This window comes from Rhodococcus sp. NPDC003383 (genome assembly GCF_053589115.1).
Map to the genome: position 1 here is coordinate 107,784 of NZ_JBSFRG010000004.1, position 24,701 is coordinate 132,484.

The following is a 24,701-nucleotide window of genomic DNA, read 5'->3' on the forward strand; positions in this document are numbered from 1 at the left end:
AACCGTGTCCTCGGCGGTGTGCCTTTGTGGCGGTCCCAGCCGCCACAAAGGCACACGGGCGGCGTCAGCCGCCGGTTGTCCGGCGACTGTGACGTCCGGCTTCGAGCGCCGCGGCGACCGCGCCCAGCCGGGCCTGCCGCACGGTGGTCAACAGCGGCCGCAGCGCCGCCTCGCGGCTCGTCGCCGCGGACATCGACCCGGCCTGCAGTCCGGCGCCGCGCGCCGCGACGTCCAGGATCGCGGACACCTGGTCGGCGGAGTCGAGGATGCGCACGGCACGCACCGGAAGCGATTCGGGATAGCGGTGCCGGGCCTGCTGGGCGATCGCCTCGGCGATCTCCGCGCGCGGGTCGGATCGGCGACCGTCCGTGCCGACGGTCGGGATACCGGTCAGGGTCGCCGCAGCATCGCGCACCGCCTCGCGCATCGTGAACTCGGCCTCGCCGAGACCGGGACGGGCGGGCGCATCCGGCAGGGCCGGCACCGCGAACACGGTCCAGCGCAGCACATCCGGACCCTCCACGGTCGGGACCAGCCCGATCCCCGGCGCCCCGGGCGCCCCGACCAGGACGCCTTCACCGGCCGCCAGCGCCGCCGTCGCGAACGCGGTCCCGGCCGGCAGCCCGGAGACGTCGCCGGGGGCGGGCAGCACGAGCCGGATGCCGGCGGTGTCCGCCGGATCGGCGCGACGCACCGCCGTCAGCAGCGCCGCGGCCCCCGTCGCCGCACCGGCGCCGGAGCCGGGCAGGCCCGCGGCCGATGCGGCCGCGTCGTCGTCCGCGAACACCAGGTGCAGCGGGGCCCAGGTGTTGAGGGCATCGATCACCTCGTCGGGCGCGGCGTCGCCGGACAGCCACACGCCCGCCCACAGGGTCAGGGTCAGGCTCGGGGAACTCACCGGCACAGCATACGGCGGCACGTCACACCGGCATCCCGGCGTGGCAGCCGCAACGGCACCACGCCGTGTCCTAACGTCGTCGGGCGTGAGCCCACGCGACATGTACGGCGGCGACATCTACGCCGGCCACGCCCGCACCCGCAAGCCGACGGTCCCGGAACTGGCGGCCGAGAGGGATCTCGTCGTCGAGGACGCCGCCTCGGGCTGGTGCGGCGCCGTCGTGGGCTTCGAACGCACCTACGACGGGGACTTCGTGCGCCTCGAGGACGGGCAGGGTCGCACCCGACTGTTCGCGATGCGCCCGGCCGCGTTCCTCGTCGACGGCAAACCGGTCACGCTGGTGCGGCCGAAAACCCGTCCGGCCGCGCAGAAACCGGCGCGGTCCGCGTCCGGGTCGACCCGCGTCGAGGGACTGAAGGCGCGGGTCGCGCGCGGCAGCCGCATCTGGGTGGAGGGCGTTCACGACGCCGCGCTCGTCGAACGGGTGTGGGGTCACGACCTGCGCGTCGAAGGGGTGGTCGTCGAGCAGCTCGAGGGCCTGGACAACCTCGCCGAGCGGCTCGCCGAGTTCGAACCGGGACCCGGCCGGCGGATCGGGGTGCTCGCCGACCACCTCGTCGCCGGGTCCAAGGAGGAACGGCTGACCGCGAACCTCGGCCCGTACGTCATGGTCACCGGCCACCCGTACATCGACGTGTGGGAAGCGGTGCGGCCCAAGACCTTGAGCATCGCGGCGTGGCCGAAGGTGCCGCGCGGGCAGGACTGGAAGACCGGGGTGTGCCGGGAACTGGGCTGGGGCAGCCCGCAGGACGGCTGGCGCCGGGTCTACGGTGCGGTGTCGTCGTTCCGGGATCTCGAGGCGCCGCTGATCGGTGCCGTCGAACGGCTCGTGGACTTCGTGACCGAACCCGAGGAGGGCTGAGCCGCCCGACGCGATCCGTCAGCGGCCGCCGGTCTCGGGTGCGGGTTCGGCCTCGCCCGTTCCGGGCAGCCCGGCCCCGACGCCCCCGACATCGGTGATGGTCCAGTCCGATGCGCGGTCCATGGTCACCCGGTAGGTCGCGGTGGCCGCCACCCCGTCCGGGGTCTGCTTGCTCTTGGACACCATGTCGACGAACACCTGCACGACGAAGGTGTCGCCGTCGTTGCTCGCCACCTCGGCGGCCAGCAGACGTGCGGTCGAGGTGTACTCCATCTGGGTCAGCCACGGCGCGACGACGTCGACGGCCCCCTCGAGTTTCGGCACGAGTTGCTCGCTGACACCGTCGGTGAGCGCGTCCCGCCAGGCGTCGAGATCACGGAAGTCGACCTCCGAGACGTTCAGCGCATATTCCGAGGCGACGGCCTCGGCCTCGGCCTCGGTGTCCAGCCGGCTCTGCAGGGCCTGCAGTTGCTCGGACGAGTCGTCGGTCGCCCACAGCACCCCGAAGGTCACCGCGGCGACGAGCGCGAGCACCGCGACGATCGCGACGGTGCGGATCGACGACCACCACGGGCCGCGCCCCCCGGTCCCGGTCCCGGTCGCGGTCGGCGCGGCCGCGGCCGGATCCTGTTCGGTGACATCGGTGTTCGAGGTCGGGCCGGTGTTCGACATGACGCTGTCTTCCTTCTTCATCGGGGCACGCTCACGGTGAACCGGACACTGTCGCCCGGCATGGTCGCGATGGCCTGTTCGAGCAGGGTACCGAGATCCATCCGTCCCACCACGGAACCGGTGGCCTGGGTGACGGGCCGCAGCGCGACCCCGATCGCGCCGAGTTCGGGGGCCATCTTCGACAGGAACTCGGCGAGTTCGATCTCCTGCTGACGCCACGAGCCGAGGATCTCCTCGCCCTTGAGCACCGAGGATCCTTCGAACAGGTACTCGTACGAGATGCCGAGGGTCTCACCGAACTGGTCCAGCATGGGAGGAGCGGCGACCATCGCCGGTCGCACCCACTCCACATCGCCCATCATCCACATCAGGTCGCTCAGAACGGTTTCCAGCGAGCCCTCGTGCCGCGTCAGGGTGGACAGCAGCAGCTCGGCACCGCGACCCGCAGCGGGCATCGTCTCCTCGAGCCCTTCCACCGACTCGGTGAACGTGGCGACGAGTTCGTTCAGCGACTCCGCATCGGTCTGCTCGAGCAGTTCCGAGGTCGTCGCGAGGAGATCGGGCACCGAGGTCGGGAGTTCGACGACCTCGGTCAGGTGCGCGCCGTCCTCCAGATAGGGGCCCTCGGACGACGCCGGGAGGAACGAGAACACCGGTTCGCCCAGCGACGACAGGTTCTCGACACGCATCGTGCTGTCCACGGGGATGCGGTGCTCGGCCTCGTACGAGAGGTTCATGCGCACGAACCCGTCGAGGTTCTCCAAACCGTCGACACGCCCGATGTTCACCCCGCGGTAGACCACCGACGATCCGGTGCGCAGACCCGCCGCGTCGCGCATGTCCACCACGGCGTGCAGGCGGCGCTGCGTCGGATCCATCTGCAGCACGCCGACCACGAGATACCAGGTGCCCAGGATCATCACCACGACCAGGGCGAGCGCGGACATCCACGCGGGAATACGGGTCACGGCAGAGCTCCGATCATGCGCAGGAGAACCAATCCGTCGGCCGCCGGGCCTCCCTCGTCGCCGGCGATCGTCACCTGACGAATGTCGATGCCGGGTTCGAGCAGGAAGGGGACCAGCTTCTCGTCGACGAGCTCGACCAGCTCGGCCGCGTTGCCCCGCAGCTCACCGGCGGTCGGCGACGGTTCGCGCAGCAACGGGGTGAGCAGCTCGAGATTGTCGTTGATGTGCGGGAGGCGGGGGATCAGCCACTCCAGGCCCGTGACCATGGTGTTGACGTCGATGACGATGTTGAGCACGGCTTCCATGAAGTAGGGCACCCGATCCAGTCGGCGTCGCGCGGTGTCGGAGAACAGGAATCCCACCTCGTCGCGGGCGGCGTCGAGACGCTGGGACAGCTCGTCCGTTGCAACGACGATGCGATCGATCTGGTCGATGTTCGCGGCCGCGTCGCTCAGATCGGTGGAGATCGTCGCGGACAGCTCGCGGGTCTCCGCGGGGTCCTCGGGCAGCACCTCGTTCAGGCGCGCGATCGAATCCTGCAGCCGGGTGAGGCTGCCGCCGTTGACGAACATCGCGATCCGCTCGAGCATGTCCTCGATCTGGGGACCCGGATCCGTGTCGCTCAGCGGGATGGTGTCGCCGTCCCGCAACGGAGCGCCGCTCCCGTCCACCGGCGGCACCAGGGCGATGTAGATGTCGCCGAGCACGGTGTTCTGCCGCAGTTCGGCGCGGGTTCCCTCCGGCACGACCACCGACTCGCGCACGTCGATCCGCGCGACCGCGCTGTGCGGCCCGAGGTCGATCGCCCGCAGGGTGCCCACGGAGATGCCCTCGCTGCGGACGTCGGCTCCGGCCGGCAGGCTCAGCAGCGACTCGAACTCGAGGTTCAGCCGGTAGGTCGGTCCGCGCACCCCGGAGCCGGGCAGGGCGTGGTCGCTGGGGTCGAAGCTGCAGCCGCACAACGCCACCACGGCGGCGAGGACCACGCCTGCCAGCCGGCGCGAGCGGGTGAACGAACGGGTCACGGGGTTGCTCCGATCGTCGACAGGACCAGCTGCGGCAGCGGCACCGACACCGAGCGGGAGGACACCACCGAGCAGGTGTCCGGGGCGATCTGCTCGAGGGCCGCGCAGGTCAGCGTCGCGTCGGGGGTCGGCACCTCGGCTCGGGCCGGATCGAGCTCGACGGACACCGACCCGGGCCGGGTCTGCACCATCGTCGCGAGCATCGTCACGGTGCCGGGGATCGTCGCGAGCAGTTCGCTCGAGTTCTCGGCCCCGGTCCGCAGCATCGTCAGGGTGGGCAGCGTGGAGTTCAAGGCGTTCATCAGGTAGGGGAAGTGCTCGTTGAACAGCCGGTCGAGCGGGCCGACGGCCAGGGACAGCTTCTCGACGAGGATCTTCGCCACGACGAGCATCTGCTCGATGCCGGCCAGACCGGGAGCGAACGTCTGGATGGTGGACTTGACGTTCTCCCAGTCACCCGTGAGAAAGGTGGTCATCTCGGCGGAGTTGTCGAGGATCTGCCCGAGCTGGTCCATGAAGTTGTCCGGCGACGACAGCAGTTCCGCGAGGTCGCGCAGTTCGCGGTTCAGCGTCGGGCCGAGACCCTCGAACTCGCGTCCGGCGTCCTTCAGGGCCGATTCGAGCGGCGCCGTTCCGTCGGGGCCACGCTCGGTCATCTGCCGGACGAGCTCCGAGAACGATCCGAGCGCCTCCGACACGCTGACCGGGGTGCGGGTGCGGGCGGTGTCGATGCACATCTCCGAGGTGAGGGCCGGGCCGGGGCGGGGATCGGCGTCGACGAGCTCGACGCGACGATCGGTGAGGATCGACGCATTGGTGATGACCGCGCCCGTCTCGGCCGGCAACTCCCGGTCGCCGACGGACATGTCGACGCGCACGCGCGCACCGTCGGGTTCGATCCGGTCCACGGTCCCGACGGAGATCCCCCGGATGGTGACGGGAGAACCGGGATACAGACCGTAGGAGTCCTCGAAGTACGCGCAGATCGCGTCGTCGTCCCGGGAGGTCGCGGCGAAGGCGGTCGCGCCGCCCACGGCCAGCGCCACCACCGTCACCGCGGGAACGAGTCGTCGTGAAGTCGAAGTCGGTGTTCGCATGTCAGCACCGTGTTCCCGGCATCGGGAGACAGACATCGGGTCGCTGGACCGTCAGTCCGCTCTGGTCGACAAGAGCCTGGCCCTCCGGACCGGCGATGGCCGCGAGTCCTGTGAGCGTCTCCCGCAGGGAGTTCGTCATGGACTCCACGGACGTCTGCAGTTCCGCGCTGCGTTCGCCGGCCTCCACGAGGTGGGGGATGATCGGTTCGACCTTCTCCTGGTAGGGACCGCTGAGAAAGTCGAACAGCAGCCCGGCGAGCCCGGAGAGTCCGTCGGCGAAGATCTTCACGTCCTGGTGGGCTTCGACGATCTTCGGCCCGAGGATGGCGTAGCCGCGGATGATCTCGAGTGCGAGTTCCTTGTTGTCGTTGGCGGTGCGGAGGTACTCGTTGGACAGTTCGAGCAGGCTCTCGATCTGGTCCTTCTGGTTCGCCATGACGTCCATGACCGCTTCGAGATCGGTGACCGTGATCCGCACCGCATCCGGGGATTCGCCGAGCAGCGCGGCGGTCTTGTCCAGGGCCGAGCGCAACGCTTCGGTGTCGAGCTCCTCCACCACCGCGGTGGCCTCCTCGAACATGTCGTTCACCAGGAACGGCAGGGCCGCGCGATTCTGCGGGATGGGCTCGGTCAGCGGCTGTCTGCCCGCCGGGTGCACCGCGAGGTACAGACCGCCGATGGGCGTGAGCATCCGCACCGACACCGAGGTCTGGTCCCCGAGGAAATGCTCGGAGTCGACGGTGAACTCGACGTCGACGTGGTCGTCGGCCAGGGTGAGCCCGGTGACCGAGCCGACCGGGACACCTGCGATGCGCACGTCGTCGCCGGCGGCGAGTCCCGCGGATTCCACCAGTTCCAGCCGGTAGGTCGAGGCCCCGACCGGACGCAGATAGAGCGCGAACACGACGCCGGCGATCACCGCGAAGACGAGCAGGCCCGACAGCGCCCACCACATCTGGGTCCGGGGATCGGCGTCCTCGGATCCGAAATCGAGTCGGCCGAACGTGCGGGTGCGCATCAGGCACCTCCGTTGCAGATGGTCAGGGGACGGCCCTCGAGCAGCACGTCGGCCTCGATCGGCAACTGCACCGCACCGTTGCTGCACTGCCGGGCCGCGTCGACGCGCGGGACGAGGGAGTTGATCCCCTCGAAGATCCCGGGCAGCACCGACAGGGTGTTGATGGCCGTCTCCGGATCCGGGATCACCTCGTCCACCCGGAGGATGAAGTCGTCGTTGCGCTCGAGGAAGTCCTCGTGGCCGGGGTAGGCACCGAGACCGAGCTGGGCGAGCAGATTCACGGTGCGGTCGACCTCCGACATCTCGAGGGCACCGAGCTTGGTCAGGGACAGGAACTCGGTCATGCGTGTCACCAGCGGGGTGAAGATCGAATGGAACACCTCGAGGATGTTCTCGAGGTTCTCGGACCGGCCTTCGAGTTGCTCGTTCAGGGCGGTGAAGTTGTCGAGGAGGGTGCTCATCAGAGCGCTGCGGTCCTCGGCGTAGCTCGCGAGTTCGGCGATGTCGCGCATGACCGGGGTCGGGCTGGATTCGCTGCCCTCGATCAGCGCGGCCACATTGGTGGCCAGCCGGTTGTAGACGGCCGGATCCGCTTCGCGGAGAAGCGGTTTGAGGCCGTTGAAGACGGTGGTGATGTCGAACGAGTCAACGGTGTTCACCACCAGCTCGGCCGGGTCGAGTTCCTGGCCGCCGTCCTCGCTGCGATCGAGTTCCAGATAGCGCTGGCCCGTCAGGTTCTGGAACTTGACCAGGAGCCGGTCCGAGTCGCGCAGCCGGTACTCGTCGAGCACGGTGAAGTCGACGATCGCGCGGTTGCCGTCGGACACCGAGATGTCGACGACCTTGCCGATCTGCACGCCGCGCAGGCGCACGTCGGCGTTCTCCTTGAGACCGAAGACATCTCCGAACTGGGCCTGGTAGGCGACGGTCGAGCCGCCGACGGGTCGTTCGATCGCCTGCACGATCAGCACGATGATCAGGGCGACGACGGTCGCGAGCAGCGCCAGCCGGACGGCTGCCTGGCGGGGAGTTCTCATCGGACACCCCCGGTGTTCTCGAGCGGAACCCGGAAGGCCGGGAAGGTGTCCACGAGGACGTCCACCCCCAGGACCACCCGGTCACCCTGCTGGTGCAGGGCACCGTCGGCGCCGTCCACGAGCCGGGCGACCTGGTCGGGGGAGACCGTGCGCAGGCTCTGGTTCATCGGGATCAAGATGTCGAGCAGCATGTCCACGGCATCCGAGGTCGGGCCCAGGGCGCCGACGATCTCACCGGACAGCGCGAGTACGAGATGCGAGACCTCGGTGATCGTCTCGCTCGCCTGCCGGGTGCGGAAATCGTCCTCGAGTTCCTCGACGGACGCGATCGCCGACAGGGTGTTCAGGGCCGACGGGGTGAACACGGCGATGCCCTCGGAGACGTCGGCGAACTTCGGCAGCAGCTCGCTCAGCGGCTCGTTCTGGGTGCGGGCGATGTTGCGCATCACCAGCAGCGACGAGGCGAGCAGCGGCGCCATCTGCTGGGTCAGCTCCGCGGCGCTGTCGATCGAGTCCGACAGCTGCGGCGTCACCACATCCAGCAGCAGCCGGCCGGAATCGCGCAGCACCGTGGTCACGGTGTAGTCCCCGACGTCGCCGAGGGCGAGGGTGCTGCCCGGTTCGATCGGCTCTCCGCCCGGCATCGGGATGAGTTCGAGTGCGGTGGAACCGAAGATGTTCGACGAGACGAACCGGGTGTGCATCGACGTCGACAGTTCGTCCAAGTGGTTCTCGTCCACGCTGAGCCTGACGATCTGGTTCTGAGGCCCCTGGGGCTCGACGTCGATCACCGTGCCGATCGACATGCCCCGCAGGCGAACCGCGGTGTCGGTGGAGACCCCGTCACCGAGATTCGTCGCGGTGACCGCGAATTCGACCTCACCGGACCGATCCGGCTCCGTCGCCCACCAGGCCGCGGTGACGACGAGCGCGGCCGCGACGACGACCGCGAGCCCGCGGATCCGTAACCCCCGGCGACCGGGCCCGAAGCCCGAATACTGTGCTGTGCTCACTTACTCCCTCACCCCGAGAAACTGATCGTCGCGTCGAGTCCCCACATCACGAGCGTGAGCACCATGTCGGTGGTCACGATCAGGACGAGGCTCGCGCGGATGGCCCGCCCGGATGCGATCCCGACCCCCTCGGGACCGCCGGTCGCGTGGTAGCCCTGGTAGGCGTGCACGAGCGTCACGACCAGGACGAACACCACCACCTTGATCAGCGAGTAGATCAGGTCGACCGGCTCGGTGAACATGTGGAAGTAGTGGTCGTAGGCGCCCGAACCCTGGCCCTGCACCACGGTGACGGTCACGCCGGTGGCGGCGAACCCGAGCGCGAGCGCGATGAGATAGGACGGGACGACGGCACCGACCGCGGCGATGAGCCGGGTGGACACGACGTACGGAATCGAGTCGATGGCCTGGGCCTCGAGCGCGTCGATCTCCTCCGAGATCCGCATCGCACCGACCTCGGCCGTGATCCGGCACCCGGCCTGCGCGGCGAAACCGATCGCGGCGATCAGCGGCGCGAGTTCGCGCGGGTTGGCCAGCGCCGACATCGCACCGGTCAGCGGTCCCATCCCGAGCATGTCCAGCGCCGAGAACCCGACGAGACCGACCATCGCACCCGCGACGATGCCGAGGATGGCCAGGACCGGGGCAACGCCGCCGCCGACGATGACGGCGCGGCCGTTACCCCAGGTCAGGTCGGTGAAGATCGCGACGGTCTGGCGCCGGTTGCGGCGCAGGGCGTGTCCGATCCCGCGGAACGAGACGACGACGAAGTGCAGGTAGAGCCCGAGGGACTCGATCGGGTCCCAGGCCCGGCGCGCGTGGCGCGTCCACCGCAGGCCGCGGGGCAGATAGGGGGACGGCGTCGCGACGGGGGTCTTCTGTGCGGCGCTCATCAGAGGAACCTCATCGGAACGAACATCAGGACCACCTGGGTGATGAAGAGGTTGACGACCATGCAGGCGATGATGCTGAGCACCACGGCCGCATTGACGCTGTCGGCCACGCCCTTCGGGCCGCCCTTGGCCTCGAGCCCGCGCTGGCTCGAGATGACGGCCACCACGTAACCGAAGACCGCGGCCTTGAGCAGACACACGATCAGGTCGGTGGTCGAGGCGAAGCTGCCGAAGGACAACCAGTACGAGCCCGGGGCCACCCCCTGGCCGAGGGAGGCGACCGCGAAGCTCGCGAGGATGCTCATCAGGATGATCAGCACGGACAGCATGGGGGCGACGACGACCATCGCCAGGATGCGGGGGGAGACCAGCCGGCGTTGCGGGTCGATACCCAGGGTGCGCAGCGCGTCGATCTCCTCCCGGATGGTGCGGGAGGCCAGGTCCGCGGAGATCGCCGACCCGCCCGCCCCGCCGATGAGCAGGGCCGCGGCCAGCGGCGCGATCTGCTGCATGACGCCCATGCCGCCGACCGCGCCGGCCATCGAGTTGGCGCCGACGTTGTCGGTCATGCTGCCGACCTGCACGGCGATGACCACACCGAGCGGCAGGGCGACCAGGATCGCGGGTACGGCCGACACCGAGATGAAGAACCAGCCCTGAACGATCGCCTCCCGCAGCGGGAAGCGGCCGGTGGCGATGTCGACGACGAGGTATGCGGTGGCGCGGAAGGCCAACCGGAGCGTGCGCCCGAAGGTGCGTGTCGCCTCGGCGCCGCGTGCGGCGACGGCCCCGCCGAACGGCCGGCCCCCCGGCGCGGCGTCGTCCACGGTTCGTGAAGTCACGTTGATCCCCCTGAGAAAACTGGTGGTGAAGAGCCGAGCGCGCAGCGGGCGGGTCCGGCGGGACCGCGTCGACGACCGCAGCGTCGGTACCGCGTCCGGGACGAATCCGGGGACGCGTTCGATGAACGGTGGAACCGGGTGTCAGACCTCCAGGGCAGCGCGGGCTTCGGGGATCATCCGCACACGTGCGGGGAGTATGCGGCCGGCGGCGCGCACGATCGCGATCAGTGCCCGGAACTCGCGTTCGCGGGCCGGGCTCCACGGCACACCCCAGATCTGCCGGACGTGCTCGGGGAAGGCACCGAACATCAGGGTCTCGACCGGCCGGCCCGTCAGCTTCTCCAGCAGCGCCGGCAGCGGACGGGGCAGTGCCGCGAGTTTCGGTTGGAGAGTTGCGATCACGTCCTGCTCGTCGACGAGTTGCTGCATCCGCCGGGTGCCGGGCGACATGGCGAGTTTCTCCACGACCCCCTGCTCGACGTACGTGCGCAGACCCGCGGCATCGGTGGGCATGTCCTGCTCGCGCACCCCGAAGAGCAGGCCGAGGCGGCGGCTCTCCCGGTAGAACGCTTCCACCTCGGCCTCGGGTTGCGGACCGAAGCAGACCGTGATCGCGTAGATCAGGGACTCGATCGTGGTGAGGTGCACCCACGTCCACACGTCGCGGTTCCACGCGTGGTACTTGCGCCCCTCGTAGTCGAGTCCGGTGATGGGCCGGTGCATCTCGCGCAGTTCACGCGCGGATTCGGCCACGTTCTCGCCGAAGTAGATCCGGTAGGTGTAGGCCAGGGTGTTCTCCGCGCGCACCGACGGCCGGCTGAACGACTTCGAATGTTGTTCGAGCGCAACCATGACGGTGGGATGCGTGCCCTGCAGCGACAGTGCCCGGAACAGGAACAGCGGCCAGATCCGCCGATCCGCCAGCAGGCGGACGAAGGTGCGGTCGGCGACGGGAACGTCCTCCTCGATGTCCACCGAAACACGTTGTGCCGGAGTGATTTCCATCGCGATCTCCTCGGGTTCGGTGAGCGGGGGCCGGGACGGGGTCATCCGGCAGGCGGTGTGGGCGGCACGACGAGGAACGACAGCATCGTCCTGGCGATGCGTCGTACTCCGTCGTCGGTCGCCGTGGCGGGTCCGAGGTCGGGAGCCAGCCAGACGCTCGCGAAGAAGCGGGAGATGATCTCCGCGGCGGTCTCGGTGTCGAACTCGATGCCGGTCTCCCGCGCCGTGGATTCGAGCTCCTCGCGGACGGAGGTGAGCAGCATGGTGGCGATCTGTGGGTCGTGCATGAGGGGGAGTGCAGCGCCGTCGTCGACGAAGCGCCGGCCCACCGGATGGTTCCGGACGGTGCGCACGGCTTCGACGAGCCACTCGACCGACCTTTCGAGGGGGTCCTCGATCGAGTCGATCGCGGCGTGGAACTCGGTGACGAGGCGATCGAGTTCCCAGGCGAACGCGCGGGAGAGCAGCTCTTCCTTGGTGTCGAAGCGGCGGAACACCGTCGCGCGTCCCACGCCGGCTTCGGCCGCCACGTCGGTCACGGTGGTCCGTTCCAGGCCGTGACGAGCCAGGCACCGCATGGTCGCCGCGAGGATGGCGGCGTCGGTGGGGTCGAGGTCGGTGCTGTGGCCGACGAGTGCTCCGACCAGGAGCGAGCGGACCGGGGTGATACCCATAGTTCGGGAACGGTATCACCGATCTCACCGAGTGCAAATAACAAGTTCTAGCTAACCGAACTTATGTTTGTGCAGGCCTCTTGCCGCCGGGCCTGAAACAGAGTTCATTCGACAACTGCCCCCGATGGACCCCGGGACTCGCACGGGAGCGGCCGCGGGCCCGAGCGGTTGTCGAGGGCGCGATCGGTGCGATGCGGACGCTCCCGACGCGGACCGGTCACGGCCGGGACGAACACCGGGGGCCGCGAGAACCCCGACGAGGGGTCGGGCAGCGTCGGTTTGCACCGGGCCCCGAGGCGCGGCGTCGGTGTGGTGGTGCCGGAGTGGATCTCCGGCGTCGGTCAGTCCTCGGTGCCGGTGCCGGTGCCGGTGGAGGCGTAGTGGCTGTCGGGAAGGACGAGCATGCGCGCGAAGCCGATCGCGCGCGGGGTCGTCTCGAAGACGGGTCGTTCCTGGCCGTCGCTGGTGGTGAACACGCCGACAGCTTCGAGTGGGCGTACGTGTTCGGGCTTGGTACCGGAGATCAACACGGTGATGTGACGGTGCTCGAGTTTGGTGATGGCGTCCTTGAGGACGATCGCGCCGGTGGCGTCGAGGGCGGTCACCCGCGACATGCGCAGGATCACCACCTTCACGTCCGCGACCTCGGCGAGTTCGAGGAGGAATCGGTGCGCCGCGGCGAAGAACAACGCGCCCTCGATGCGGTAGGCGACGATGTGCTCGCGCAGGAGTTCGTGCTCTTCGGCCAGGTGATCGCCCTGTTCGAGCGGGACCTGCTCGATCCGCGCCGACTTGGCGACTGCCCGCAGCGCGAGGAGCGCGGCGAATCCGACGCCGACGGCGACCGCGGTGACCAGATCGAAGACGACCGTGACGAGGAACGTCGCGATCATCACCACGGTGTCGGCGCGGCCGGCGCGGGCGATGGCGAGGACGGAGGCGGTCTCGACCATCCGGACGGTGGTGGCCAGGAGCACCCCGGCGAGCGCGGAGAGGGGAATCTCGGCGACGAGACCGGCGGCCAGGTACACGATCGCGGCGAGGATGAGCGCGTGGGTCAGGGCCGCGAGCCGGGTCCGGGCGCCGGAGCGGACGTTGACCGCGGTCCGGGCGATCGCGCCGGTCGCCGGGACACCGCCGAACAGCGGTGCGGCGATGTTCGCCAGGCCCTGCCCGAACAGTTCCCGGTCGGGATCGTGGCGCGTGCCGACGGCCATCGAATCCGCGGCGGTCGCCGAGAGGAGCGACTCGAGCGCCGCCAAGGCGGCCACGGCGAGGGCCGGTGCGATCAGCGAGGTGAGATTCCCCAGGTCCAGGAAGCTCAGGGTCGGTGCGGAGAACCCGGACGGAATGGCGCCGATCCGGGCGATGTCCCAGCCGAACAGTTGCGCGACGACGGTCGCGGCGGCGACCGCGACGAGGGAGAACGGAATCCGCGGGAAGAAGCGTCCGCCGATGAGAATCGCCACCGCGACCACCAGCGCGATCGACGGTGTCAGGATCGACGGGTCCGCGACGAACTTGTGCACCGCGTCGAACGCGGACTGCCACACCTTCTCGCCCTCGGCGCCGGAGATGCCCAGGGCGGCCGGGACCTGCTGGAGAGCGATGACGACGGCGATGCCGGCGGTGAACCCTTCGATCACGGGGGCCGGCATGTAGCGGACGGCTCGGCCGATGCCCGCGAATGCCAGCGCGACCAGGACCACACCCGCGATCAGCCCGACCGCGAGCACACCCGTCGGACCGTACTGGGCCACGATCGGCACCAGGACCACCGTCATCGCGCCTGTGGGGCCCGACACCTGGAATCGGGAACCGCCGAACACGGCCGCGACGGCTCCGGCGATGACCGCGGTGGTCAGGCCTGCGGCGGCACCGAGGCCGGAGCTGACACCGAAGCCCAGCGCCAGCGGCAGTGCCACCAGCGCGACGATCAGGCCGGAGAGCAGATCGGCGCCGGGAGCGCGGAGCGCGGGTTTCCACTCGCTCCATCGGGGCAGGAGTGCGGCGACCGACCGAACCACGCCGGAGACGCGGTTACCGGTGGGGCCGGTCGTGTTCGCGGGCTCGTTCGGGCTTCCCAGTACAGACATGTGCAGCTTCCTCAGTGTGCCGAGAACCTTTCCGGCGAGGGAAAGCCGGGTGATGCGTGGTGCGCGGTTCGGTCGACTGTGGTGGACGGGTGTTGCGGATCGTTTCCCCCGGCCGGGCCTGTCGAGGGGCACAGGCCCGGCCGGGGGAGACGCGGCCCCGGCAGGGAGGAGGCGATCCCTCTCCTCCGTGCCGGGGCCCGGGGGAAGGCGCGGAACGCGGGCAGATCGACGTGATGCGTTCCGCGCCTGGGTCATGGGCCCGGCGCTGCGGCCGTCAGGCTTCGCGGCGGCAGTTTCGTGCTACCGGTGGATCCGCGCGCGTCGTGGTCCTTGTCGCTCACCCTCATCGTCCGTTCGTGCAAGGTGTGTATTTAGGAATCATGCAAGGTATGAAGTTTAGAAAAACCGCAATCAGCGGGTGCGGGCTGCGCCGCGCCGAAGCTCGGCCGGTCAGCCTGCCGAGTTGCCCACCAGTGTCGGGGACTCCGGTTGGTCCTCGAGCAGCTCGGCCTGTCCCGCGACCACGCCCGTGAGGATCCCCCTGGCGATCTTCAACAGATCCGCGACCTGCGGCGAGGTCAACGTGTAGGAGACCGAGAGGCCCTCCCGCCTGGCCGTCACCAGTCCGGCGCGGCGCAGGATCGACAGCTGCTGGGACAGGTTCGCCGGTTCGATCCCGACCTCCGGCAGCATCTCCGAGACGGCGTGATCACGCTCGCTCAGCAGTTCGAGCACCCTGATCCGCGCCGGGTGCCCCAGTGTTTTGAAGAAGTCCGCCTTCATCTGGTACAGCGGTTGGCGCGCGTTCGTGGCCATGGCGCCTCCTGTGGTCTCCGTCGGCCGGCGGCTTCCGGTCGAGGGGTTCTCGTCCTCGTCGTGGGAACGCATTCGTGCACCCTCACGCTCGGCGGAATCATGCCATGCGGAAGAGCTATTTGCGAATCTTAGCAATTCGCCAATTGGCGTTGCTGCCGACGGTGCCCGCGAGGACCGCTCTGCCTGGGCGTCTGCCCCGGTGTCCGATTTGTGGTTCGATGGTGACGTGACGGCATTGATCTGGCTGATCGCGGGTGTGGCCCTCGCCGCAGCCGAGGCGCTGACCGGAGACTTCGTGCTGCTCATGCTCGGTGGCGCCGCCCTGGTGACCGCGGGCGTCTCGGCTGCGACGGACTTTCCCGTGTGGGCCGATGCCGTGGTGTTCGCGCTGTCCTCGCTGGTGCTGCTGCTCGGGGTTCGACCGGCGCTGCGCCGGCGCTATTCGGCTCCGCCCGCGCTGACCACGGGTGTCGACGCGCTGCCGGGCAAACATGCCCTCGTTCTCGAGCAGGTCGACGAGCATTCGGGCCGGGTGAAGATCGACGGTGAGGTCTGGACGGCGCGCCCGCTCGACGAAACCGCGGTGTACGAACCGGGAACCACTGTGACGGTGATGCAGATCGACGGCGCGACGGCCGTCGTATGGAGGGGTGTCTGACGATGGAAGCGTTGATCGTGCTCGCCGTCCTGGTGGCACTCGTGGTGCTGGTCGTGGTCAAGTCGGTCGCGCTGATTCCGCAGGCCGAGGCTGCGGTGATCGAACGGCTGGGTCGCTACTACCGGACCGCGTCGGGACAGCTCACCTTCCTGGTGCCGTTCGTCGACCGGATCCGCGCGAAGGTCGACCTGCGCGAACGGGTCGTCTCGTTCCCGCCGCAGCCCGTGATCACCCAGGACAACCTGACGCTGAGCATCGACACCGTCGTGTACTTCCAGGTCACCAACCCGCAGGCAGCGGTCTACGAGATCAGCAACTACATCGCCGCGGTCGAGCAGCTGACGGTGACGACGCTGCGCAACGTCGTCGGCGGGATGACCCTCGAAGACACCCTGACCTCGCGCGACTCCATCAACGGCCAGCTGCGGGGCGTGCTCGACGAAGCGACCGGCCGGTGGGGGCTGCGGGTCGCCCGCGTCGAACTGAAGAGCATCGATCCGCCGCCGTCGATCCAGGAATCGATGGAGAAGCAGATGAAGGCCGATCGCGAGAAGCGCGCGATGATCCTCACCGCCGAAGGTCACCGCGAAGCCGCGATCAAGACCGCCGAGGGCGACAAGCAATCACGGATCCTCTCGGCCGAGGGCGCCAAGCAGGCCGCGATTCTCGAGGCCGAGGCCGACCGCCAGTCCCGGATCCTGCGGGCCCAGGGCGATCGGGCCGCGAAGTATCTCGAATCGCAGGGCCAGGCGAAGGCCATCGAGAAGGTGTTCGCGGCGATCAAGTCCGGTAAGCCGACGCCCGAACTGCTCGCGTACCAGTACCTGCAGACGCTGCCGCAGATGGCGCAGGGCGATGCGAACAAGGTGTGGCTGGTGCCCAGTGACTTCGGTGATGCGCTCAAGGGATTCGCGAAGACCCTCGGCGCGCCCGGTGACGACGGGGTCTTCCGCTTCGAGCCGACGGCCGTCGAGGAGGAACTGCCCCGGCCGGAGGACGACACCGCCGAGGTCGCCGACTGGTTCACCACCGCCCGCGACCCGGAGGTCGCGCAGGCGGTCGCCGAGGCCGAAGCCGTCGCGCGCAAGCCCGTCGAGCCGGCGGTGCGCACGAGCGGGGAACCGGCCGGAGGAACGGAATTCGGCACGCCCGGGGCGCTGCCGGCGTCGGAGCAGTTCTCGACCGGCTGGGTGCCGCCCGCAGCACCGGACCTCGCGCCTCCCGCGTCGGAGGAACCGCGGCACCGCCAGGACTGACCCCCCGCTCGTGCGCGGTTTCGGTAGCGGGTGCTACCGAAACCACGCACGAGGGGTTATCGCCGGGCGAGCAGCGGCAGCGCCATCGCCACCAGGATCAGCGCCGAACCGAACACGGCCGGGATGGACGCGGCCTCGCCGAACGCGAGCACGCCGATCGTCAGGGCCACCACCACTTCGAGATAGGACAGACCCGAGAGCTCGGCGGCACGCAGGTGCTTACCGGCGACCACCAGCAACCCCAGGGCGAACAGACCGCAGACGACGAAGAACCCTGCCGCCCAAGCCCAGTTGCTCGCCGTCATGCCCGACAGATCGGGCCGCGTCACCACGACCATCGCCGCGGTCGCGACCGCACCGAAGGCGAAGTTCCAGAAGCACCGGACGTCGGACGGCATGTCGCTCCGGTAGCGGTAGCACAGCAGGGCGGCGCCGTAGAAGATCCCCGACGCGACCCCGAGCACGGTCCCCAGCGTCTCCTGCTCGCCACCGCCGGAATTCCCGCCGACGAAACCGGCCGCGAACAGCATGCCGACGAACGCCGCGCCGAGCGACAACGCGTCGAGGCGCGTGATCGATTCCTTCAACACCACGCGGGCGAGGACGGTCGCGACGACCGGTCCGAGATAGTGCAACACGACCGCCCGGGACAGGTCGGTCAGTACGGTCGCGGACAGGTAGGTGGCCAGCGACAAGCCGAGGAAGACCCCACCTGCGACGACCGACGCGGACAGGCGGACTCGCCGCACCTGCCCGAGACGACGGGTGAACGCGAGCAGCACCAGCATGCCCACCGCGCCCACCGCCATGCGCCCGAAGGTCAGGGCCTCACCGAGCACCGCGCCGTCGGGCGTGGCCATGCGTCCGAACAGACCGGCCGCGCCCATCGCCGTGGCGGACAGGACGATGGCGACGACGCCGAATCGCCGGTCGCGGGAGGGCGCGGATCGGGGAGTGGGAGCGGGAAGCTGGGCGCGCGGCGGCGCGCCGGAAACTTGGGCGCGCGGGGGCGCGCCGAGGGAAACGGTCACACGTATTCCTCAGGCCAGGGTGCACTGCGGCACCAGCGGGTGATGTCGTTTCCCCGCTCTGTCATTGACCTGAGAGCTTTCGCGGACGTGATCCGCTTACACCTTCGGTGAACCCGGACGGGTTGCTTTCCAGAGGAGCCTCGCCACGGCGGTCTGGGGGCCTGAGAGATTCCCGGGGAGGTTGCTCCTTCGGCGCCCGCTGCTGTGCGGGACTCTCCCGCCGCGGTTCGGGTGGCTGTTCAGTTGTGGCGTCAAGTATGTCATGGCTGCGGGTGCGTGAGCATGTCGGGTTGTTTTCGCAGGTCACAGGCCATATCGAAAAAGATCGTCGGATACCTTCACAAATATAGGCATAATTGCTATGGTGTGGGTCACACGGTTTTTCTCGACCGGCGCGCATCGGTGATTTCGCATTCCGACGAATCGGGACCACCGGTCGAATCGTCTCTTCTCTCGTACGGCAACGGCATCTACAGACAGGTGGTCATATGGGCATCGGGATGGTCCTCGACATGGCGTCTGCCGCCACCCCCGATCGGATCGCTCTGGGTCCGCGGGCGAACGGCACGACCTATCGGCAACTCGACGAACTCGCTTCGCGCGGTGCGGGCCTGCTCGCCGAACTCGGAGCCCGCCACGTCGTCTTCGTCGGCGTCAACGGTCCGGTGCTCCCCACGCTGATGTTCGCAGCGGGGCGCGCCGGAATCCCCCTGGCTCCCTTGAACTACCGGCTTCCGGCCCCGCAATTGCTCGAACTGATCGACCGACTCGACGATCCGGTGGTCGTGGCGGACGCCGAGTACGTGACCAAACTCGACGGATGCGCGCGCCGCATCGTCTCGACGGACGAATTCCTCGGACTGGCGAACGCGACGGAGCCGTTGGAGGCCGATCGCTCGGAGGACGAGGGCACGGCGATCGTGCTGTTCACCTCCGGTACCACCTCGGCTCCGAAGGACGTGCTGCTCCGTCACCGGCACCTGCTCTCGTACCTCCTCAACACCGTCGAATTCGGTTCCGCGGCAGAGGAGCACGCGACCCTGGTGAGCACCCCGCCGTATCACATCGCAGGCCTCGGGGCCGTCCTGAGCAACGTCTACTCGGGTCGCCGCATGGTCTACCTGCCCGATTTCACGCCGCAGGGGTGGCTCGACCTCGTCCGGACGGAGGGGGTCACCAGCGCCATGGTGGTGCCCACGATGCTCGCCCGCATCGTCGACCACCTCGACGGCGCGCCCGCCGCCGTCCCCACGCTCGGGTCGCTCGCCTACGGCGGCGCACGGATGCCCCAACCGGTCCTCGAACGTGCTCTCGCGGCGTTCGGCGACACCGGATTCGTCAACGCCTACGGCCTGACCGAGACCAGTTCGACGATCGCGGTCCTCGGTCCCGAGGACCATCGGGAGGCCTTCGCGAATCCGGAACTGCGCGGCCGGCTCGCCTCGACCGGCCGGATCGTGCCCGGTATCGAGGCGCAGATCCGTTCGGAGGACGGCGATCGCGTACTGCCCGAGGGGGAGACGGGCCTGCTGTGGGTGCGCGGAGCGCAGGTCAGCGGCGAGTACATGGGTAACGGTTCGGTGCTCGACGCGGACGGTTGGTTCCCCACCCGGGACCGCGCCCGGATCGAGGACGGCTACCTCTACATCGGTGGCCGCGCGGACGACACCATCATCCGTGGTGGTGAGAACATCGCGCCGGCCGAGATCGAGGACGTGCTGGCGCATCATCCCCAGGTGCGGGAGGTGGCGGTGATCGGCACCCCCGACGACGAGTGGGGTGAACGGATCTGCGCGGTGATCGTCCCGGCGGCGGACGCCCACGACGACGCCGACGCGATCCGGACGTGGTGCCGCGAGCGCCTGCGCGGCTCGAGGACTCCCGACGACGTGGTGTTCGTCGACGATCTGCCTCGTACCCCGACCGGCAAACTCGTGCGCCGCGACCTCGTCGAACAGGTCACCGCCGGCCTCGCAGGATGACCCCGCCGTCCGCATCGTGGAGAGAACAGGCATTGCCGTGACCGACACCGTCGACACCGAACTCCTCCGGCGCGAGTGGGTCCTTCGGGCACGTCCGAACGGGCGCCCCCGCGCCACCGACGTCGAACTGGTCGAGACGACTCTCGGCGAACCTGCTCCCGGGCAGGTCCGCGTGCGGAATCTCGTCATGTCCGTCGAGCCCTACATGCGGGGCCGGATGGGGGGAGGGGCTTCCTACGCCGAGCCGTACGAGCTCGATGCGCCCATGCTCGCGCCGACGGTCGGCGTCGTGTCCCGCTCGGATCGGCCGGAGCTGCCGGTGGGCTCGCTCGTTCTCCACGAATACGGTTGGCGCACGGAAAGTCTCGTCGACGTGAGCGACTGCCGCAGGCTCCGGCACGACGACCTGCCCGCGGCTCTTCACCTGAGTGTCCTCGGCATCCCGGGGATGACGGCCTGGGTGGGGATCGACCGGATCGCGCAGGTCCGAGACGGCGACGTGGTGTTCGTATCGTCTGCGGCCGGCGCGGTCGGGTCCACCGCCGTCCAGTTGGCGAAACAGCGCGGCGCCGTGGTGATCGCGAGTGCCGGATCGCCGGAGAAAGTCGCGCTCACAAAGGAACTCGGAGCGGACGCGGCCTTCGACCACCACGACGGGCCGGCGAAGGACCTGCTGCGTACCGCGATGGCCGAAGTCGGGGCCACGGCTCTCGACGTCTACTTCGACAACGTCGGAGGAGAACAGCTGGAAGCGGCCATCCGGGTGCTCGCCGACCACGCCCGCATCGCCCTGTGCGGGATGATCAGCGTCTACAACTCCGCCGCACCCGTGCCCGGTCCGAGCAATCTCCTGAAACTGATCTGGCGCCGCGCCCGGATGGAAGGCTTCCTGCTGGCCGACCATCTCGACGCACGCGAGCAGTTCGAGGACGAGATGGCCGGGCTCGTCCGGACCGGACGGATCCGGCCCGTCCACACCGAGTTCCCCGGCGGCATCGCCGGTGCATGGGACGCCTTCGTCGGGATGCTCGACGGCGCCGCCACCGGCAAGGCCCTCGTTCCGCTCACCCCCTCCACCTGACCCACCACCGGGACCGTCCCGACGTCGCCCATGGTGACGCCGGTGTCCCGCTGCACCCTCCCACCCCTTCGGCGCCCCCGGCGCCGACCTCATCGACAGGAGCCATCATGACTTCGCATCCACTTCCTCTCGAAGGAAAGGTCGCGCTCGTCACCGGCGGTAGCCGCGGCCTGGGCCGCGAGATGGTTCTCGCTTTCGCGAACGCCGGCGCCGACACCGTCATCGTCAGCCGCAAGGTCGACAGCTGTGAGAAGCTGGCCGCCGAGGTTGCCGAGACCACCGGCCGCAAGGCACTTCCGCTCGCCTTCCACGTCGGTGACTGGGACGCTCACGAACCACTCGTCGAACGGATCTACGACGAGTTCGGGCACCTGGACATCCTCGTCAACAACGCGGGCATGGCGCCGCTGTACCCGAGCCTCGACCAGGTCACCGAAGAACTGTTCGACAAGGTGATCGGCGTCAACCTCAAGGGCGCGTTCCGGCTCACCAGCCTCGTCGGGCCCCGGATGGCGGCCGGTTCCGGGGGATCGATCATCAACATCAGCTCGATCGCCTCCGAGCGGCCGATGACCACCGACCTGCCGTACGCGGCCGCCAAGGCGGGGCTCAACACCTTGACCAAGGGCTTCGCCCAGGCCTACGGGCCCAACGTGCGCGTCAACACGATCATGGCCGGTGCCTTCCTCACGGACATCAGCAAGGCCTGGGACATGGAATCGGCCGATGAGCTGTTCCGGGGGATGCCTCTCCAGCGCGCGGGAAATCCGGACGAGATCGTCGGTGCGGCACTGTATCTCGCCGGACCGGGCTCGACCTACACCACCGGCGCCGTGATCCCCGTCGACGGCGGCCGCACCTCCACCCCGTGACAGATCTCGGTCCCACCCCGACCGACCACCAGGAGCCCCATATGAACCCCATCCACACCCGCCGCACCCGGCGTGCCTTCCTGTCGGCCCTGACCGCAGGTGCTCTCGCGGCGGCTGTCGCGGCCTGCGGCGGAAACGGCGGCGACGACCGCATCTCGTCCGATTCGATCGGATCCACCGGTCCGGCCGGGGATGATGCCTGGCAGCAGATCGTCGAGGCGGCCAAGGCGGAGGGCGAGGTCACGATCTACTCGTCGAACGCCGCGGACGCTCTCGCCGAACTCGGCCGCCGTTTCGAGGCCGACTACGGCATCCGTCTCAACGTCGTGCGTGACGTCGACGCGAACCTGCACCAGAAGATCGGCGCGGAGGCGGAGACCGGCAACCGTGTCGCCGACATCGTCACCCAGGCCAGCGTCCCCTGGGCCGTGGAGAACGGCGCGAACGGAGCCTTCGCCGCACCCGTCGGCCCCGCCTTCACCGACTCCGCGAGCGAATACGACGTGACGACGCTGAAGGACGACACCGGCTACTTCGTCACCAACGCCTCGGTGCTGACCTTCGGCTGGAACACCCAGCGACAGCCCGACGGCATCGACAGCTACAGCGACCTGCTGGATCCGTCCCTCGCCGGCGGGAAGATCGGCATCGTCACCCCCACCTCGACCGCCCACGTCGACTTCTACGACAGCTACCTCGAACAGGTCGGGGGAGAGGGCTTCCTCGAGAAGCTCGCCGCCCAGACCCCGCGGATCTACCCCAGCGCACTGCCGCTGGCTCAGGCCCTCGCCTCCGGTGAGATCGCCGTCGCCGCGTTCGTGCAGGACCAGAAGAGCGAACAGCAGACCGGCGCGCCCGTCGACTCGGCGTTCGGAGACGTCGTGTGGGGCGCCCCCATGTACACCGCGATCCTCGCCGACGCCGTGCATCCCAACGCGGCACAGGTCCTGGCCAACTACATGATCACGCCGGCCGGTCAGGAAGCCATCTCGTTCCGCAACGCCGCGGTCCTGCCGAACATCGGCTCGTCCGTCACCACCGTCGACAAGGTCGCCCCGCAGAACACCGAGGCGATGACCCCGGCAGCACTCGAGGATCTCAAGGCCCGCTTCGGCCGCCTGTTCAACCAGTAGTCCCGGGATCGCCGGAGAAGGAGTCACCCCCATGGGAAGAGTTGAAGGAAAAGTCGCGCTGATCACCGGCGCGGCGCGCGGCCAGGGCCGCTCGCACGCCCTGCGTCTCGCCGAGGAAGGGGCGGACGTCGTCCTCCTCGACGTGTGCGCGCCGATCGGCTCGGTGCCGTACCCCCTCGCCACCGAGGACGACCTGAAGGAGACCGAGGCGCTGGTCGCCGCGACCGGCCGGAAGGTGCTGTCCCGCGTTGCCGACGTCCGGGACCAGTCGCAGCTCGACGCGGCGGTGGCCGACGCGATCGGGACCTTCGGGTACATCGACATCGTGTGCGCCAACGCGGGCATCGTCGGCTTCCGGCCCACCTGGGAGCTGAGCGACGCCGAATGGCAGGACATGCTCGACGTCAACCTCACCGGCGTGTTCCACACCGTCCGGGCGGTCGTCCCCGAGATGATCCGCGGCGGCCGGGGCGGTTCCATCGTCATCACCAGCTCCATCCAGGCGATGCTCGGCTCGGCCAACATCGGGCACTACAACGCCTCGAAGAGCGGAGTCGTCGGTCTGATGCGGACCCTCGCCACCGAACTCGGACCGCACGGGATCCGCGTCAACACGGTCAACCCCAGCGCCGTCGAGACCCCGATGCTGCACAACGACGCGACCTTCCGGATCTTCGGGCCCGATCTCGAGAACCCCGGGCCCGATGACCTGTGGGAGCGTTCGAAGGACCGCAACCCGATGGGAATCGGCTGGGTCGCGCCCGAGGACATGAGCAACGCCGTGTTGTTCCTCGCCTCGGACGAAGCCCGTTTCATCACCGGCGTGGCACTGCCGGTCGATGCGGGGGTACGACTGTGACTGCTCTGGACAACGAAACCCGGCCCGAGACCGCCCGGGTGCCGCGCAGGCTCGAAGGACGCCGGATCTTCGTCACCGGTGGTGGCAGCGGCATCGGCGAGGCCGTCGCGAAGCGACTCGCCGCCGAGGGCGCAGCGGTCGCGGTGACCGATGCTCGTGGTGTGGCCGCCGAGTCGGTGTCCGACGCGGTTGCGGAGACCGGCGCGCAGACGCTGGGGCTGCGGTGCGACGTCGGCGACGAAGCCTCCGTCGAGGAGGCCGTGGCTGCGGCGGTCGCCGAGTTCGGAGGCCTCGACGGTGTGGTGACCTGCGCGGGGGTCAACGGGACGGCGATGCTCCACGAGATGGAACTCGCCCACTGGGAACGCATCCTGCGGGTCAACCTCACCGGCACCTTCCTGCCGCTGCGTGCCACCCTGCCGCACCTGCTCGAGGCCGGCGGCGGTTCGATCGTCACCGTCGGCTCGGTCGCATCCTTGGTGGCGACCAACCTGAACACCCCTGGTTACGACGCGTCCAAGGGCGGTGTCCTGCAGCTCACCCGGTCGGTTGCCATGGGCTACGCGGACCGGAACATCCGAGCGAACTGCTTGTGCCCCGGTCTCGTGACCACGGGCCTGCGCGTGAACTCACGGGCGCTGCAGGGCCCGGAACCGGAACCGACCCGCAGCCGGGTGGTGGAGAACACCGCGCTCGGGCGCTCGGCGGAACCGGCCGAGATGGCGTCCGTGGTGGCCTTCCTCCTGTCCGACGACGCCTCCTTCGTGACCGGCGCCGCGATCGCCGCCGACGGCGGATTGACCGCGAACTGACTTCCCGCCCGCTCGCAGCGGGCACGACACAGAGGTGACTC

Annotated in this window: 24 protein-coding genes and 1 riboswitch; of the genes, 9 read left to right on the forward strand and 15 right to left on the reverse strand. The window is 69.2% G+C overall.

The window, feature by feature from the left end:
- Nucleotides 1-64 precede the first annotated feature (64 nt).
- The gene (locus ACWDTS_RS05435; protein ID WP_248673931.1) at nucleotides 65-898 is read right to left on the reverse strand and encodes a hypothetical protein; all 834 of its coding nucleotides are present in this window, start codon (nucleotides 896-898) and stop codon (nucleotides 65-67) included.
- A 100-nt stretch (nucleotides 899-998) separates the two neighbouring features.
- Here ACWDTS_RS05435 and ACWDTS_RS05440 point away from each other — a divergent pair, with 100 nt between their 5' ends.
- On the forward strand, nucleotides 999-1,820 hold the full coding sequence (locus ACWDTS_RS05440; RefSeq protein ID WP_197253330.1) for a DUF3097 domain-containing protein: 822 nt from the start codon (nucleotides 999-1,001) through the stop codon (nucleotides 1,818-1,820).
- A gap of 18 nt (nucleotides 1,821-1,838) precedes the next feature.
- On the opposite strand, the gene ACWDTS_RS05445 is transcribed toward ACWDTS_RS05440, so the two are convergent.
- The 13 genes from ACWDTS_RS05445 to ACWDTS_RS05505 all read right to left on the reverse strand — a co-directional run bounded on the left by ACWDTS_RS05445 (nucleotide 1,839) and on the right by ACWDTS_RS05505 (nucleotide 14,976).
- On the reverse strand, nucleotides 1,839-2,513 hold the full coding sequence (locus tag ACWDTS_RS05445; protein WP_450111456.1) for a hypothetical protein: 675 nt from the start codon (nucleotides 2,511-2,513) through the stop codon (nucleotides 1,839-1,841).
- Nucleotides 2,510-3,460 carry an MlaD family protein gene (locus tag ACWDTS_RS05450; RefSeq protein WP_450117735.1) on the reverse strand — a complete coding sequence of 317 codons (951 nt, stop codon included), beginning with the start codon at nucleotides 3,458-3,460 and terminating at the stop codon, nucleotides 2,510-2,512. The genes ACWDTS_RS05445 and ACWDTS_RS05450 overlap by 4 nt, the downstream gene beginning before the upstream one ends.
- Nucleotides 3,457-4,485: an MlaD family protein gene (locus ACWDTS_RS05455; protein WP_248673934.1), complete on the reverse strand. Its 1,029-nt coding sequence runs from the start codon at nucleotides 4,483-4,485 to the stop codon at nucleotides 3,457-3,459. Before ACWDTS_RS05455 ends, ACWDTS_RS05450 begins: the two co-directional genes overlap by 4 nt.
- Nucleotides 4,482-5,582 (reverse strand): MCE family protein, encoded by a 1,101-nt coding sequence (locus tag ACWDTS_RS05460; protein WP_450117736.1) that lies wholly within the window; start codon nucleotides 5,580-5,582, stop codon nucleotides 4,482-4,484. Before ACWDTS_RS05460 ends, ACWDTS_RS05455 begins: the two co-directional genes overlap by 4 nt.
- Nucleotide 5,583: 1 nt before the next feature.
- Complete coding sequence (locus tag ACWDTS_RS05465; RefSeq protein ID WP_450117737.1) at nucleotides 5,584-6,600, reverse strand: MlaD family protein; 1,017 nt, start codon at nucleotides 6,598-6,600, stop codon at nucleotides 5,584-5,586.
- Nucleotides 6,600-7,637, reverse strand: a complete 1,038-nt coding sequence (locus ACWDTS_RS05470; RefSeq protein WP_450111461.1) for an MlaD family protein — start codon at nucleotides 7,635-7,637, stop codon at nucleotides 6,600-6,602. The genes ACWDTS_RS05465 and ACWDTS_RS05470 overlap by 1 nt, the downstream gene beginning before the upstream one ends.
- Nucleotides 7,634-8,650 (reverse strand): MlaD family protein, encoded by a 1,017-nt coding sequence (locus ACWDTS_RS05475; protein ID WP_450117738.1) that lies wholly within the window; start codon nucleotides 8,648-8,650, stop codon nucleotides 7,634-7,636. The genes ACWDTS_RS05470 and ACWDTS_RS05475 overlap by 4 nt, the downstream gene beginning before the upstream one ends.
- Nucleotides 8,651-8,658: 8 nt before the next feature.
- A complete protein-coding gene (locus ACWDTS_RS05480; protein ID WP_450117739.1) occupies nucleotides 8,659-9,543 on the reverse strand; it encodes an ABC transporter permease in 885 nt (294 codons plus the stop codon).
- Nucleotides 9,543-10,277, reverse strand: coding sequence for an MlaE family ABC transporter permease (locus ACWDTS_RS05485; protein WP_231610964.1), 735 nt, complete (start codon nucleotides 10,275-10,277; stop codon nucleotides 9,543-9,545). The genes ACWDTS_RS05480 and ACWDTS_RS05485 overlap by 1 nt, the downstream gene beginning before the upstream one ends.
- A 249-nt stretch (nucleotides 10,278-10,526) precedes the next feature.
- Nucleotides 10,527-11,390: an oxygenase MpaB family protein gene (locus ACWDTS_RS05490; protein ID WP_450117740.1), complete on the reverse strand. Its 864-nt coding sequence runs from the start codon at nucleotides 11,388-11,390 to the stop codon at nucleotides 10,527-10,529.
- Nucleotides 11,391-11,431: 41 nt separating this feature from the next.
- Nucleotides 11,432-12,064 carry a TetR/AcrR family transcriptional regulator gene (locus ACWDTS_RS05495; RefSeq protein ID WP_197253298.1) on the reverse strand — a complete coding sequence of 211 codons (633 nt, stop codon included), beginning with the start codon at nucleotides 12,062-12,064 and terminating at the stop codon, nucleotides 11,432-11,434.
- A 341-nt stretch (nucleotides 12,065-12,405) separates the two neighbouring features.
- Entirely contained in the window at nucleotides 12,406-14,160 is a 1,755-nt protein-coding gene (locus tag ACWDTS_RS05500; RefSeq protein WP_450117741.1) for a SulP family inorganic anion transporter, read from the reverse strand.
- A gap of 450 nt (nucleotides 14,161-14,610) precedes the next feature.
- Nucleotides 14,611-14,976: an ArsR/SmtB family transcription factor gene (locus ACWDTS_RS05505; protein WP_197253294.1), complete on the reverse strand. Its 366-nt coding sequence runs from the start codon at nucleotides 14,974-14,976 to the stop codon at nucleotides 14,611-14,613.
- Between the two features lie 226 nt (nucleotides 14,977-15,202).
- Between ACWDTS_RS05505 and ACWDTS_RS05510 the strand changes: the two genes are divergently transcribed.
- Together ACWDTS_RS05510 and ACWDTS_RS05515 are read left to right on the forward strand one after the other, a co-directional pair.
- Nucleotides 15,203-15,634, forward strand: a complete 432-nt coding sequence (locus ACWDTS_RS05510) for an NfeD family protein (RefSeq protein WP_197253293.1) — start codon at nucleotides 15,203-15,205, stop codon at nucleotides 15,632-15,634.
- Between the two features lie 2 nt (nucleotides 15,635-15,636).
- Complete coding sequence (locus ACWDTS_RS05515) at nucleotides 15,637-16,890, forward strand: SPFH domain-containing protein (RefSeq protein ID WP_450117742.1); 1,254 nt, start codon at nucleotides 15,637-15,639, stop codon at nucleotides 16,888-16,890.
- A gap of 56 nt (nucleotides 16,891-16,946) precedes the next feature.
- Here ACWDTS_RS05515 and ACWDTS_RS05520 read toward each other — a convergent pair whose 3' ends face one another.
- Nucleotides 16,947-17,921, reverse strand: a complete 975-nt coding sequence (locus tag ACWDTS_RS05520) for a DMT family transporter (protein WP_450117743.1) — start codon at nucleotides 17,919-17,921, stop codon at nucleotides 16,947-16,949.
- Nucleotides 17,922-18,060: 139 nt separating this feature from the next.
- Nucleotides 18,061-18,151: riboswitch (glycine riboswitch) on the reverse strand.
- Nucleotides 18,152-18,409: 258 nt separating this feature from the next.
- On the opposite strand from ACWDTS_RS05520, the gene ACWDTS_RS05525 reads away from it, so the two are divergent.
- From ACWDTS_RS05525 to ACWDTS_RS05550, 6 genes are all read left to right on the forward strand, one after another.
- Nucleotides 18,410-19,903 (forward strand): class I adenylate-forming enzyme family protein, encoded by a 1,494-nt coding sequence (locus tag ACWDTS_RS05525; RefSeq protein ID WP_450117744.1) that lies wholly within the window; start codon nucleotides 18,410-18,412, stop codon nucleotides 19,901-19,903.
- A 37-nt stretch (nucleotides 19,904-19,940) separates the two neighbouring features.
- Entirely contained in the window at nucleotides 19,941-20,984 is a 1,044-nt protein-coding gene (locus ACWDTS_RS05530) for an NADP-dependent oxidoreductase (RefSeq protein ID WP_450111596.1), read from the forward strand.
- Between the two features lie 107 nt (nucleotides 20,985-21,091).
- Nucleotides 21,092-21,856: an SDR family NAD(P)-dependent oxidoreductase gene (locus tag ACWDTS_RS05535; protein WP_248676241.1), complete on the forward strand. Its 765-nt coding sequence runs from the start codon at nucleotides 21,092-21,094 to the stop codon at nucleotides 21,854-21,856.
- Nucleotides 21,857-21,897: 41 nt separating this feature from the next.
- A complete protein-coding gene (locus ACWDTS_RS05540; protein WP_450117745.1) occupies nucleotides 21,898-22,989 on the forward strand; it encodes an ABC transporter substrate-binding protein in 1,092 nt (363 codons plus the stop codon).
- Nucleotides 22,990-23,020: 31 nt separating this feature from the next.
- The gene (locus ACWDTS_RS05545) at nucleotides 23,021-23,848 is read left to right on the forward strand and encodes a mycofactocin-coupled SDR family oxidoreductase (RefSeq protein ID WP_450111593.1); all 828 of its coding nucleotides are present in this window, start codon (nucleotides 23,021-23,023) and stop codon (nucleotides 23,846-23,848) included.
- Entirely contained in the window at nucleotides 23,845-24,660 is an 816-nt protein-coding gene (locus tag ACWDTS_RS05550; RefSeq protein ID WP_450117746.1) for an SDR family NAD(P)-dependent oxidoreductase, read from the forward strand. Before ACWDTS_RS05545 ends, ACWDTS_RS05550 begins: the two co-directional genes overlap by 4 nt.
- Nucleotides 24,661-24,701 lie beyond the last annotated feature (41 nt).